Source organism: Alkalibacterium indicireducens (genome assembly GCF_039522005.1).
GTDB classification, from domain to species: Bacteria; Bacillota; Bacilli; order Lactobacillales; family Carnobacteriaceae_A; genus Alkalibacterium; species Alkalibacterium indicireducens.
This window is the reverse complement of the sequence record NZ_BAAADA010000104.1, coordinates 1-12,790: the sequence shown is the minus strand read 5'-3', so window position 1 is coordinate 12,790 and position 12,790 is coordinate 1. Positions and strand designations below refer to the sequence as shown.

The window sequence follows — 12,790 nt, the reverse complement described above, 5'->3', positions numbered from 1 at the left end:
GGGCAAGTGTTTTTTGTCTTTTCCTTGATAGAACAACGGTTATAGACCTTTAAGAACAAAAAAATTTGACAGTAACAATTAAATTCCAGGAGGTAAATATATGCTTATAGCCAGAAATTCATCTACACAGCTGATCATGGCTTCTAAAGCTGATAAAAGAGGATATTATATTTGTCCAGGTTGTGAGAGTCCAGTCATTCTAAAAAAAGGAACAAGGATGACTGCTCACTTTGCCCATGTAAATAAAAATAGCTGTTCATCTTTTTCAGAAGGGGAGACTGAGGAACATCTGAAAGGGAAAACTTCGCTGTACGAAGCTTTTAAACAAGAGAACGTCAAGGTAGAAATAGAGGCTCAGCTTCCTGATATAAATCAGAGACCAGATGTGCTGGTAATTTATAAGGAAGAGGAATATGCAATCGAGTTTCAGTGCAGCCCAATAACAGTATCAGATATAGTCAGGAGGACTCGGGGGTATCATAACTCAGGAAGAAAAGTTATATGGATTGCAGGAAATAAACTGACGAATACTCACAGGCTGACCTCTCTGCAGCGTGCCATGATCTTTGACATTAAGCCTGGAGTGTTTGGCTTTTTCAATTATGATGTAAGTGACGGGCAGATTCGCTGCTACAGAAAGTTAGACCCGCCTGTCTATGAAACAGTACCTTCTGTACTGTCAGTTTTAACGAAATATGAATCGACTACCTGGTGTTCAAAAATTTCACCTGGAAACGTTAATAATATAAAAGACAAAGCTCTGGCTTACCTTAACTGGAAAAGACAAATCAGAGATAAAAGACATCGGGCATTCTTTCAGCTTATATATGAAAGTCAGACCAGTCTAGAATTATTACCTTTAGTTATATTCACTCGACTCGAAACAGACTGGCTGATCAGTACTCCTGCAGTGGAATGGAAGTTGAGGATCTACCAGCTGGTGAGGAGCAAGTCCAGTTTTACTGTCATTACAGAACGTCACTTGAGAGAGACAGTTGAAAGATGGCTCGAAACGCGTCTAATCGTCTATTTCTCAGTCCCTAACATCCTTTCAGATACAGTCATGTTACCAATTTTATCTTTTCTCGATCAGATGACAGAAAGTGGATTGCTCGTTAAGATTCAAAAAAACAAATGGCGACAACGGAGCTGATGAATTAAAGGAATTTAAGATCGGAAGTTATGACAAACTTGCATAAATTGATTATTCTAATCAAATATAAATTATGTTATCATTAAATTATTCTTAAATTATCAGGAGGGAAATGCATGTCAGAGGTCAAATCACTACCTTTAAGAGAAGAAGTACCTAAGGAATTAACATGGGATCTGTCAGTAATATTTGAAAATGATGAGAAATGGGAAGAGGATTTTAAGTCAACTCAGGAAAAGATAGGTGAGATAAAAGAACTGCAGGGGACTCTCGAAGATGGAGCTGTACCATTTCTTGATGCTCTCCAGTCCATGCTTGACTTATCAAGAAAAGTCAGTTCTATCTATGTATATGCTCATTTGAAAAACGATCAGGATACTGCCAACAGCAAGTATCAGGCTATGAATGACAAGGCCAGGTACCTGATTGCGCAGACTCAAGAAGCATCATCCTGGTTCGAACCTGAAGTCATTGAACTGTCTGAAGAGACGCTTGACGGCTATTTCGAAGAAGAAGAGAAACTGAAAGTGTATAAGCATTATGTTGATCAGATGACTGCTAACAAAGCGCACGTTCTATCTTCTGAAATGGAAGCGTTACTTGCAGGTGCAAGTGAGGTACTGAACTCATCTACACAGACATTCAGTGTGCTGAACAATGCAGATCTTCAGTTTCCAAAGGTTACAAACGATCAAGGAGAAGATGTTCAGCTGTCTCATGGTATGTTTGGAGAATTGATGGAAAGTACTGATCGACATGTCAGAAAAGAAGCATTTGAGAAAATGTACAGTGTCTATTCAAGCTTCAAGAATACTTTCGCCAGCACTTTGGCATCTACAGTCAAGCATCATAACTATCAAGCAAAAGTTCACAATTATTCTTCTGCAAGAGAAAACGCCTTATCTAACAATCATATTCCGGAAGCAGTTCATGATACACTGATCGATGTTGTAAATGACCATCTTCCCCTGCTTCACAGATACATGGCGCTTCGTAAGAAGGTGCTTAAACTGGATGACCTTCACATGTATGATCTCTATACGCCTATAACTGGTGAAGCAAGCCTAAAATATAACTATGATGAAGCGAAAGACAAAACATATGAAGGGCTGGAAGTTCTGGGCGCAGAGTATAAAGGTGTCCTTGACAAAGCCTTTAATGACAGCTGGATAGATGTAGTCGAGAATAAAGGGAAACGAAGCGGTGCGTATTCATCTGGAGCTTATGATACAAATCCGTACATCCTTTTAAACTGGCATGATTCTCTGAACCATTTATATACACTGGTTCATGAGTTGGGTCACAGTGCACACAGTTACTTTACGCGGAATAATCAGCCTCATGTATATGGGAACTACTCAATTTTTCTTGCGGAGATTGCATCTACCACGAATGAGAACTTGCTGACGGATCATCTGTTGAAAACGACAGAAGACCCTAAAGCTCGAGCTTATGTACTCAGCCATTACCTTGACGGGTTTAAAGGGACGGTCTTCCGTCAGACCCAGTTTGCAGAATTTGAACATTTCATGCATGAAGAAGCTTCTAAAGGAGTTCCTCTGACAGCAGATTTTCTTAGCGAGAACTACCGTGCAATCAACAGCAAATATTATGGCGAAGCAGTTGAAAAAGATGACGAAATACAGTATGAATGGGCACGTATCCCACATTTCTACTACAATTATTACGTATACCAGTATTCAACTGGTTTCTGTGCGGCAACTGCATTAGCGGACAAACTGCTCAACAACGAAGAGGGCGCTCTCGATAAATATCTGACTTATCTTAAAGCCGGCAGTTCAGACTTCCCGATAGAGGTAATGAAAAAAGCTGGAGTAGATATGACTGATAGTGACTATCTGTTAAGAGCCATGAAAGTATTCGAAGACAGACTGAATGAACTGGAAAAAGCTCTTGAAGCAATAGAAGGATAAAGCAGGAGCATAAGAATATAGACTAATGATTTGAACAGACTGAGCTTAAAAGCATGAGACTGCAGGAAACGACCTGTAATCTCTTCAATCAGTAAAAAGGACCTCCTTTACGAAAAGGGGGTCCTTTGTGTATTTATCAACTTTCAGAAATTAAACGGTCTGATAAAGAGAAAAAGAAAGATGAGTCACTGCCTGGTCGTTTTTTTCTGCCTGGTCATTGCACAAGCCGTGAAGCAGCTGTTTCGTTATAGAAGAATCGATACGGTAACCAGAAGTAGTATCTTTAGACGAATACACTACACACGAAGGAGATTCAGTCACTCCCATTTCAAGCGCGAGTTTCTGGTCTTTATTGAATGCTGTTCTTGAAAGCTCCGATTCCAGATCTTCTTCAAACATCTCGATATCCAAATTCAATGCTTCAGCAATTTGTAGCATCAGCTCTCTTGTTACGGCACTACCATCTTTGATGACAGACTGCTGTAGTTTCATAAGGAATTTTCTACCTTTTTTTCTGCCCTGCATTGAAGCGGCCTGAAATGCCAGGCTGGCATTGTAGGAATCAGTATAGAGATGATTACGACTGGAAAGAGAAGAGTCATAATTTCCCTTTACCAGATTACCGATAGAGCGGATATTTAGAATGGGAACAAAACGTACTTTAACTTTTTCGTCTCGTTCAGCAGAGAAAGCTTCAACAAGTTTTTCGGATTCATAGCACGTCCTTCCTAATGGATTAACGAACAAGAATACTTCAATAATATTGTTTAAAAACATAATTAACACTCACCTAGTTTATAGTTTAGTTTATCAGTTGAAATTCTTCGATTAATTATCTTGGGCTAAAATTAAATAGCTCATTACAATATATAGACTAACAAACAAACTAGTTTATTAATAATAATCTGCATGAATTTTGACTGAAAATCTAAATGAATGTAACAAATCCGTCACAAATGATTTAATACCGTTTTTTTCCGGCGTTAAAGGCACGTGATATTTTATTTTCGGTTTTCCTTTTAGGAATGTCATAATGATCAAGTATAGACTTGAACACCTTGAGCCCAGTTTCTTCTGAAGCGGCTTCCACTTCAAGTTCATAGTCTACTTGTCCACTGTATGTGCTTTTATCCAGTACCACAAATGTATCATCCCTCATTGTCTCAAGGCGTGCTGTGTGCAGCTCTGCCAGTTTGATGACGGAACGATTAAGAATAGGTTCTTCAACTTCGAGTATTTCTATGACTGGTTCTGGTATCTGAAAAGCTCCTTGGATGGTCATCAGATGAGCATCATCGAGTGACAGAGGAAGGTTAAGTTCTTTGTGATGCCCCTCGAAGGGTGTCTTGAGTGTCAGTTCGGCGTCGTCTTCTTTAAGCCTTAATCTAAGTGCACAGCCTCTGTTCTTCAGCTCCAATGACGGCGTGTCGAAATAAACATTACGCTGAGAGAACTCGGTAAACTTATCCTGCCTGAAATCAGTGTAAAGCTGTTCGTATTCCTGTCTGGTTAATATGTTTTTAAATTCTATTTCCATTTCCTGTTCCATTGTGTATTTCCTTTCCGATAAAGATCAGTCAATTATTTTATTCAAAAAGATTATGGTACAATAGTAACAAGAAACTACACTAAAAAAAAGCAAAGAAGGTAGAGGATATGGATAGAGATTGGGAACTTTTCCTGCTTCCTTACAAGCAAACAGTAGATGAACTGAAAGTAAAGCTTCGCGGACTGAGAAACATGTACCTGTTGAAAAAAGAACATGGGCCTATCGAATTCGTTACGGGCAGAGTGAAACCGATCAATAGTATCCTTATCAAATCAAGGACCCGTAAAATTTCTCTGGATAAACTGGAAACGGATATGGAAGATCTGGCAGGAATAAGAATCATGTGTCCGTTTGTAGAAGATATTTATGATGTAGTTGAGATGCTAAAAAGTAGAAATGATTTAAATGTGGTATACGAAAAAGACTATGTAACCCATAAGAAAGAAAGTGGGTACCGTTCTTATCACCTTATCTGCGAGTACCCTGTTCAACTGATCGACGAGGTGAAAGTGGTACTGGTTGAGATACAGATCAGAACGCTGGCAATGAATTTCTGGGCATCTATCGAGCATTCTCTGAATTATAAATACGCTGGTGAGTACCCTACAGAAATAAATGATCGCCTGCAGAAGGCTGCAGAGTCCGCTTTTCAGCTGGACGAGGAGATGTCCACGATACGAGACGAAATTAAGGATATACAGGCAAGTTATCGATTTAAAAAAGACTGAGTAAAAGGGATGGTTGAACAGTGAGGATAGCGGTGGTCCACAATTATACGGAAGAATCATTAAAAGTGAGTACCAGACTAAAAAAATTATTGACAGATTCTTCTTTTACTATAGGGAAACAGAATCCGCAAATCGTTATTTCGGTAGGGGGTGATGGTACCTTGTTGTCAGCCTTCCACAGATATGCCCATATGCTGGATCAGGTCAGATTCATCGGTGTACATACTGGCCATCTGGGCTTTTATACGGATTGGCGGGAGTATAACATTGAAGCACTTGTGGAGAGTCTGGAAAACGATACAGGTGAATTCATTCAGTATCCCTTGCTGGATGTTGAAGTTGTCTACAAGAATAAAAACGAAACTAAACATTTCCTGGCCTTGAATGAATCGACGATTAAAAGAGTGGATGGGACATTGGTCTGCGATGTATACATCAAGGAAGAACATTTTGAACGGTTCAGAGGAGATGGCCTATGTATTTCCACCCCGACCGGTTCGACTGGGTACAATAAGTCTGTGGGGGGAGCGGTGCTGCATCCCAGACTTGAAGCACTGCAGTTAACAGAAATGGCATCACTGAATAATCGTGTATTCCGTACACTTAGTTCTCCAATGATTATAGCACCGGACGAGTGGATCAAAATCAGGCCGATCGATACAGATGATTTCACTTTAACTATAGATCAGCTGGTATCCAATGAAGGAAATGTCGATTATCTGGGGTTCCGTATAGCCAGTGAACGCATACGCTTTGCCCAGTATCAGCATACCCATTTCTGGGACAGAGTAGAAGACGCTTTTTTAGGAGCAAAGAAAAATAATGGAAATTAAGTGGACAGTTGAAGAAAATGAAGAGGAAAATGTGCTGCTGAAGACGTTTTTGAAAAAGCGGCAGATATCCAAACGAGTCTTGACGAAAGTGAAGTACCGGGGGGGAAGTCTCAAAGTAAACGGACACCATGTGAGAGTCCGTGAAGAGTTAAATCATGGAGATGTTGTATCCATGACGATTCCCCAGGAAATGGGAAGTGTAAACCTGTCTTCTTCCAGTACATCTGTAGATGTGCTGTATGAAGATGACCATTATCTCTTTATCAACAAACCCAGTGGGGTCGCTTCAGTACCTTCATCCGTTCATCCTGTAAATACAATTGCCAACCGTGTCAAAGGTTACATCGAGCAGAACGATTATTACCATCAGACGGTGCATATTGTCAGCCGGCTCGACCGGGACACATCGGGTGTTATGATCTTTGCCAAACATACACTTGCACACTCGTTCATGGATCGTCTCTTGAAGGAGAAAGAAATCTATAAAGAATATGTCGCATATGTAAAAGGAAACCTGCAGAAAGACCATGGCCTTATCGATCAGCCGATCGGTAGAGAAGAAGGGTCTATCATCAAAAGAAGAGTGGATAAAGCCGGAAAACCTTCCGTGACAGAATATTGGACAACTGACAGGTTCCTGGAAGCAACCAGAGTGAAAGTTCAGCTGCACACGGGTCGGACACACCAGATCAGAGTCCATTTTGCGCATTTGAATCACGCGTTACTGGGAGATACCCTCTACGGAGATGAAGAGACCCGTATAATTGACAGACAAGCTCTCCATTGCTCTTGTATCAGGTTTACTCATCCCTTTACTCACCAAAAAGTCATCGTTCAGGCTGAACTTCCAGAAGATATGACCAACCTTGAACATAAATTAAAAGATAGACTGGATGTTTAAATCCGGTCTATCTTCTTTTGCATGAAGTGATGAGGGATACCGGCATCCAGAAAGCCATCTCCTTCAACTGTATAATCAGCTTTTTCATAGAACGGGATGGCATGATCCTGTGAATCCAGAATAAGCCTTGATCCGTTAAGTTCCTTTACAGCAAACCGCTCAATCTCCTGGAGGAGTTTCAGTCCTAGTCCTGTACCTCGATAGTCTTTTTGAACAGCTACGCGCTGGATTTTAATATCCCCGTTGTCTTTCTTAAGTAGTCTTGCCGTGCAGGCAGGCTTATCTTGAACATATCCCACCAGGTGAAGGGTCTGATCTTCCAGATCGTCGATTTCGAGTGATTCATCGACATTCTGTTCTTCAACGAATACTGTTTTTCTTATTGCAAGAGCATCTGCATATGTCGTGCTTAAAAGATCGGTTGTTTTCCTGAATTCCATCCGTGATCATCTCCTTTAAAATTACTATCAACTATATCAATTCTTAATAATTTCGTCAATCTAACTTAAACTCCCCTTTCAATATAAAGTTGGGTAACATATAATAAAAGAGAAAGTTTAAATGAAAGAGGAGAAGACTGTGATAGATTGGAAAAAGTCCAAGTTAATGTTCTGGACGATATGGTTACTGGCTGTATCAGTACTCATTTTCGTTCTTCAGCAGATCGATTTTATTTTGAATCCTCTGGTCGGTATCCTGACGGCATTATTCATGCCTTTATTGATCGCAGGATTTTTATATTACCTACTCAATCCGGTCGTCAAGCTCTTGGAACGGATCAAGGTTAAACGTGTCTTCGGCATTGCGATTGTCATGATTCTTCTGTTAGGCTTAATGCTCCTTACAGTTCTGCTCGGTATGCCGATGCTGATTGATCAGGCGACGAACCTAGTGTCAGGCATACCTGTCTTTATCAGTGAACTCGAGACATATTCACTGAGCCTTGCTGAGGAACCGTGGATGCAGCAGGTGGACATTCAGGCGGCATTAAACAACCTGGAACTATGGCTGAGAGATATCAGCTCCCAGTTTCTGTCCGGTTTTGTGGCTAGTGTCGGTGGAGCAATTCAGATGTTTACAGAAATTGCATTTATATCCATTACTGTTCCAGTGATTTTGTTCTATATGCTTTATGATGGGGAAAAATTTCTACCATTTGCTGTAAATCTGACTCCAGTAAAATTCAAGGAAAATGTGAAAGAGATGATTATCCAGACAGATGCTACGATATCTAGTTATATCTCTGGGAAGGGAATGGCATCATTTCTTGTAGGGCTGCTGCTATTCATACTTTACTCTATCGTTCGCATGCCTTCAGCTTTTCTGCTGTCAGTATTCGCTGCGATCACTAATTTCATCCCGTATGTCGGGCCCTTCATTGGTGCAGGTCCTGCGGTGATTGTTGGACTGATTGAATCACCCGGCAGGGCTGTTCTTGCTGCAGTTTTCGTTCTTATAGTCCAGCAGCTGGACAGCAACCTATTTACACCATTGCTGGTCGGAAAATCTTTGTCCATTCACCCCCTTACTGTCATCCTGGTCCTGCTGGCATCAGCTAATATTGCCGGTCTGATAGGTATGTTTATCGGGGTTCCGTTATTTGCAATTATCAAGACTATTGCTATATATACAATAAGAATGGTCAAGCAGCACAATCTGGCTAAGATGCCAATAGAAAAATAATACTAATAGATTGAGGAAGTTTAAGCGTGATAAATGAAAAAGAATTAAAAAAAGAAGTAAGTAGAAGACGGACATTTGCCATTATTTCTCACCCGGATGCGGGGAAAACAACTATAACTGAACAGCTGCTCATGTTTGGGGGAGCGATCCGTCAAGCCGGAACCGTAAAAGCCAAGAAAAGTGGGAAGTTCGCAAAATCTGACTGGATGGAAATCGAGAAGCAGAGAGGGATTTCTGTAACAAGTTCTGTCATGCAGTTTGAATATCAGAATAAACGCATCAATATCCTCGACACTCCTGGACACGAAGATTTCTCGGAAGACACATACCGCACTTTGATGGCTGTGGATGCTGCTGTCATGGTCGTTGACAGTGCAAAAGGAATTGAGGAACAGACTAAGAAACTGTTTAAGGTCTGTCGTATGCGAGGCATTCCAATTTTTACATTTATGAATAAACTTGATAGAGATGGAAGGGAACCTCTTGAGCTCATAGAAGAACTTGAGGAAGTACTTGAAATCGATGCCTATCCAATGAACTGGCCGATCGGCTCAGGTAAGACTCTTCTGGGTTTATACGATCTTTATCATAACCGGATCGAAGCCTTCAGACCAGAAGAACTGAACAACGGTGAACGGTTCATCTCTTTGAATGAAGAAGGTGAAATCGAAGGTGAGCATGCACTGAAAAATGAAAGCTTGTATCATCAAGTACTTGAAGAGGCTCTTCTCCTGAAAGAAGCTGGAAATGATTTTTCAAGAGAAGCAATCAGCCAAGGAGAACTGACTCCAGTTTTCTTCGGCTCAGCTTTGACGAACTTTGGCGTGCAGACTTTTCTTGAAACATTTCTGGATTTTGCTCCGGAACCTGGTGAACAGGAAACAGAAGAAGATGAGATCGTAGAACCGGAGGATACTGAATTTTCAGGATTCGTATTTAAAATACAGGCTAATATGGATCCTAAACACCGTGACCGTATCGCATTTTTACGTATCTGTTCAGGTAAGTTTGAACGGGGTATAGATGTTACACTATCCAGAGAAGATAAGAAAATTCGTCTGTCAAACTCAACTCAGTTCATGGCTGAAAGCAGAGAAACAGTCTCTGAAGCCGTGGCAGGGGATATTATCGGACTTTATGACACGGGTAATTTTCAAATTGGAGATACAATCTATTCTGGTAAAAACAAAGTGACCTTTAAAGAGCTGCCACAGTTTACACCTGAATTATTTATGAAAGTCGAACCGAAAAATGTAATGAAACAAAAATCCTTCCACAAAGGTATCAACCAGCTGGTTCAGGAAGGGGCAATCCAGCTGTACAAATCATTCCATACTGAGACTTATATTATTGGAGCAGTGGGACAGCTGCAATTTGAGGTTTTCCTGCATCGTATGAGAAATGAATATAACTCAGAAGTGATTATGACTTCAATCGGAAATCGCATAGCGAGATGGATAGACCGTGAACAGCTCGACGAGAATATGGGATCCAGCAGAAACATGCTGGTAAGAGACAGATTTGATAACCCACTCTTCCTTTTCGAAAACGAATTTGCCATGAGATGGTTCAGTGACAAGTATCCAGATGTAACGCTGACTTCCTTACTATAAGAAAAAAAGCCACCCAGTTCGGGTGGCTTTTTTCACTCAGTGTTGTCTGATTCTTCAGAATCATTTTCGGAAGGGGATGGTTGTGTGCTGTTTTCTCTGCGGATCTGAATATTACCTTCGTCATCTACCGTTGCGATGATGTGACCAGGTTCTGGATGGTTCAGATAAAATTCTGCAATTTTATCCTCGATCTGCTCTTCGATCACACGACGTAACGGTCGTGCACCCATTTTAGGGTCATATCCAAGATCGACTAGTTTCTCTTTTGCAGACTGGTCTACAGTGAGTGTGATGTCATGCTCGCGAAGAGCGTCATTGACATCTTCCAGCATCAACTCGATAATTTCCAGAAGATTTTCTTTGGATAGTGGATGGAACTCGATGATGCCGTCGAATCGGTTAAGAAATTCAGGTTTAAAGTAGTCACCCAGGTGGTTCAGGATCGAATGCTGATCGCCGTTCATCTGGGCCCCGAACCCAACGCTTGATTCGACATTTGTCGTACCAGCATTACTGGTCATGATGATAATTGTTTCTTTAAAGTTAACTGTACGTCCTTGAGCATCAGTCAGTCGCCCATCGTCAAGAATCTGCAGGAACATGTTAAGCACATCTGGGTGTGCTTTTTCGACTTCATCCACGAGGATAAGGCTGTAAGGGTTCCTTCTGACTTTTTCCGTCAGCTGACCCGCTTCTTCATAACCGACATAACCAGGAGGAGAGCCGATCAATTTGGATGTGCTGTGTTTTTCCATATACTCACTCATGTCTAAACGGATATAGGAATCTTTACTTCCAAACAGTTCAAGAGCCAGTGATTTGGCCAGTTCAGTCTTACCGACACCTGTAGGACCAACAAACATAAAGGAGCCGATCGGACGGTTTTTCTTTCTCAAGCCGATGCGATTTCTTCTGATAGCTTTTGCTACTTTTGTAACAGCTTCATCCTGTCCAACAACATGTTTTTTAAGAGATTTATCTAGATCTTTCAGCTGTTTCTGTTCTTTCTCTTTCATCTCACCAACTGGAATGCCAGTTTTGATTTCAATGATATTGATGATGTCCTGTTCTGTTACCTCAGGTAGATCAGATTCTGGCGTCTGCTGATCGATCATATCTTTGTATTTAGCTGACTGATCCCGGTAAAAAGCTGCCTTCTCGTAATCTTCCTGCTCAAGTGCTTCCTGTTTGAGCGTCTCAGCTTCCTTGATCTTTTCTTCCAGTGAAGCAGGATCAACTGTCTGAATAGTCAGATTTTTCTTGGATCCTGATTCATCAAGCAAGTCAATGGCTTTGTCCGGAAGGAATCGATCTTGTATATAGCGATGTGATAGCTCGACCGCGGCTTTGATCGCCTTGTCTGTATATCTTACGTGATGGTAATCTTCATATTGCTTCTGAATACCTTTCAGAATAGTCAGCGTTTCATCTAAAGACGGCTCATTGACTCGAACTGGCTGGAGACGGCGCTCAAGGGCCGGATCCTTCTCGATTTTGCGGTATTCATTCATTGTCGTTGCACCGATCATCTGAAGTTCGCCTCTAGCTAGTGCAGGTTTCAGTATATTTCCAGCATCCATACTGCTTCCTTCAGCTGAACCAGCACCGACAATCTCATGTACCTCATCAATGAAGAGAATGATATTATCATTTTCCTTCAGTTCGTTCATCAATTGCTGCATACGCTCTTCAAATTGACCTCTGATTCCCGTTCCTTGAACGAGAGAGACGACATCTAAACGGATAACCTCTTTATCTTGAAGTTTCTGAGGGACATCGCCTTCAGTGATTTTCAGAGCTAGTCCTTCGACGATAGCTGTTTTACCTACTCCAGCTTCTCCAGTCAGTACCGGGTTGTTTTTTGTACGTCTATTTAAAATTTCGATGACGCGTTCTATTTCCCTGTCGCGACCGATGACTGGATCGATTTTCCCTTCTCTTGCCATCTGTGTTAAATCGACGCCATACTCACTGAGAAGACCGCCTCGGGCCCCATTGCTAGGAGGCTGGTTATTTCCTCTGAAATGCTGAGGTTCAGAAGGAGGAGTCTGACCTTGATTCTGAGGGCCCATTCCTCTTGAAAGAGCTTTGAAAAAATCATCAAATTGATTGAAACCAAACGGATCACTCTGATTACCCTGGTTCATGCGCCCTTGTTGCTCCTGCTGTTTGATTTCCCTATAACATTTCTGACAAAGATCGATTTCTCGTTTCTGACCATTGATACTTGTAGTTAAGTGTATTGTTGCGTTACGTTCCATACAACGTTGACATATCATATTCAAGACCTTCCTTTCCGAGATGATAGTCTCATTATACTAATATACTCAAGTTTCGCACCCCTAAGAACTCCGTTCTATCCTTTACATTATAAGGATTATTTAGATTAATCAGCT

General features: G+C 41.2%; 11 protein-coding genes. 7 read left to right on the top strand and 4 right to left on the bottom strand.

Translation table 11 applies throughout. The features are described from left to right. Positions 1-100 precede the first annotated feature (100 nt). Together ABFX15_RS06345 and pepF are read left to right on the top strand one after the other, a co-directional pair. The gene (locus ABFX15_RS06345) at positions 101-1,153 is read left to right on the top strand and encodes a competence protein CoiA (RefSeq protein ID WP_346024627.1); all 1,053 of its coding nucleotides are present in this window, start codon (positions 101-103) and stop codon (positions 1,151-1,153) included. 116 nt (positions 1,154-1,269) lie between these two features. Continuing rightward, positions 1,270-3,087: an oligoendopeptidase F gene (gene pepF, locus ABFX15_RS06340; protein WP_346024626.1), complete on the top strand. Its 1,818-nt coding sequence runs from the start codon at positions 1,270-1,272 to the stop codon at positions 3,085-3,087. Positions 3,088-3,237: 150 nt separating this feature from the next. Here pepF and ABFX15_RS06335 read toward each other — a convergent pair whose 3' ends face one another. Together ABFX15_RS06335 and ABFX15_RS06330 are read right to left on the bottom strand one after the other, a co-directional pair. Further along, positions 3,238-3,864, bottom strand: a complete 627-nt coding sequence (locus tag ABFX15_RS06335) for a DsbA family protein (RefSeq protein ID WP_346024625.1) — start codon at positions 3,862-3,864, stop codon at positions 3,238-3,240. A 184-nt stretch (positions 3,865-4,048) separates the two neighbouring features. Then, entirely contained in the window at positions 4,049-4,636 is a 588-nt protein-coding gene (locus ABFX15_RS06330; protein WP_346024624.1) for a CYTH domain-containing protein, read from the bottom strand. A gap of 107 nt (positions 4,637-4,743) precedes the next feature. On the opposite strand from ABFX15_RS06330, the gene yjbM reads away from it, so the two are divergent. From yjbM to ABFX15_RS06315, 3 genes are read left to right on the top strand one after another with little or no spacing between them, the layout of a single operon-like run. After that, positions 4,744-5,364: a GTP diphosphokinase gene (gene yjbM / locus ABFX15_RS06325; RefSeq protein ID WP_346024623.1), complete on the top strand. Its 621-nt coding sequence runs from the start codon at positions 4,744-4,746 to the stop codon at positions 5,362-5,364. 20 nt (positions 5,365-5,384) lie between these two features. Beyond that, positions 5,385-6,197, top strand: coding sequence for an NAD kinase (locus ABFX15_RS06320; protein WP_346024622.1), 813 nt, complete (start codon positions 5,385-5,387; stop codon positions 6,195-6,197). Then, positions 6,187-7,098 carry an RluA family pseudouridine synthase gene (locus ABFX15_RS06315; RefSeq protein WP_346024621.1) on the top strand — a complete coding sequence of 304 codons (912 nt, stop codon included), beginning with the start codon at positions 6,187-6,189 and terminating at the stop codon, positions 7,096-7,098. Before ABFX15_RS06320 ends, ABFX15_RS06315 begins: the two co-directional genes overlap by 11 nt. On the opposite strand, the gene ABFX15_RS06310 is transcribed toward ABFX15_RS06315, so the two are convergent. After that, a complete protein-coding gene (locus tag ABFX15_RS06310; protein WP_346024620.1) occupies positions 7,095-7,538 on the bottom strand; it encodes a GNAT family N-acetyltransferase in 444 nt (147 codons plus the stop codon). The two genes, ABFX15_RS06315 and ABFX15_RS06310, sit on opposite strands and share 4 nt — an antisense overlap. A 139-nt stretch (positions 7,539-7,677) precedes the next feature. On the opposite strand from ABFX15_RS06310, the gene ABFX15_RS06305 reads away from it, so the two are divergent. Further along, positions 7,678-8,781, top strand: a complete 1,104-nt coding sequence (locus ABFX15_RS06305) for an AI-2E family transporter (protein WP_346024619.1) — start codon at positions 7,678-7,680, stop codon at positions 8,779-8,781. A 29-nt stretch (positions 8,782-8,810) separates the two neighbouring features. After that, complete coding sequence (locus ABFX15_RS06300; protein WP_346024628.1) at positions 8,811-10,394, top strand: peptide chain release factor 3; 1,584 nt, start codon at positions 8,811-8,813, stop codon at positions 10,392-10,394. Between the two features lie 32 nt (positions 10,395-10,426). Here the strand turns inward: ABFX15_RS06300 and ABFX15_RS06295 are convergent, their stop codons facing one another. Further along, a complete protein-coding gene (locus tag ABFX15_RS06295; RefSeq protein WP_346024618.1) occupies positions 10,427-12,673 on the bottom strand; it encodes an ATP-dependent Clp protease ATP-binding subunit in 2,247 nt (748 codons plus the stop codon). Between the last annotated feature and the right edge of the window lie 117 nt (positions 12,674-12,790).

Excerpts from the sequence above, each read along its gene's own strand:
- ABFX15_RS06330 (WP_346024624.1), bottom strand. The coding sequence starts at position 4,636 with ATGGAACAGGAAATGGAAATAGAATTTAAAAACATATTAACCAGACAG.
- ABFX15_RS06315 (WP_346024621.1), top strand. The coding sequence starts at position 6,187 with ATGGAAATTAAGTGGACAGTTGAAGAAAATGAAGAGGAAAATGTGCTG.
- pepF (WP_346024626.1), top strand. The coding sequence starts at position 1,270 with ATGTCAGAGGTCAAATCACTACCTTTAAGAGAAGAAGTACCTAAGGAA.
- ABFX15_RS06295 (WP_346024618.1), bottom strand. The coding sequence starts at position 12,673 with ATGATATGTCAACGTTGTATGGAACGTAACGCAACAATACACTTAACT.
- yjbM (WP_346024623.1), top strand. The coding sequence starts at position 4,744 with ATGGATAGAGATTGGGAACTTTTCCTGCTTCCTTACAAGCAAACAGTA.
- ABFX15_RS06335 (WP_346024625.1), bottom strand. The coding sequence starts at position 3,864 with ATGTTTTTAAACAATATTATTGAAGTATTCTTGTTCGTTAATCCATTA.
- ABFX15_RS06345 (WP_346024627.1), top strand. The coding sequence starts at position 101 with ATGCTTATAGCCAGAAATTCATCTACACAGCTGATCATGGCTTCTAAA.
- ABFX15_RS06310 (WP_346024620.1), bottom strand. The coding sequence starts at position 7,538 with ATGGAATTCAGGAAAACAACCGATCTTTTAAGCACGACATATGCAGAT.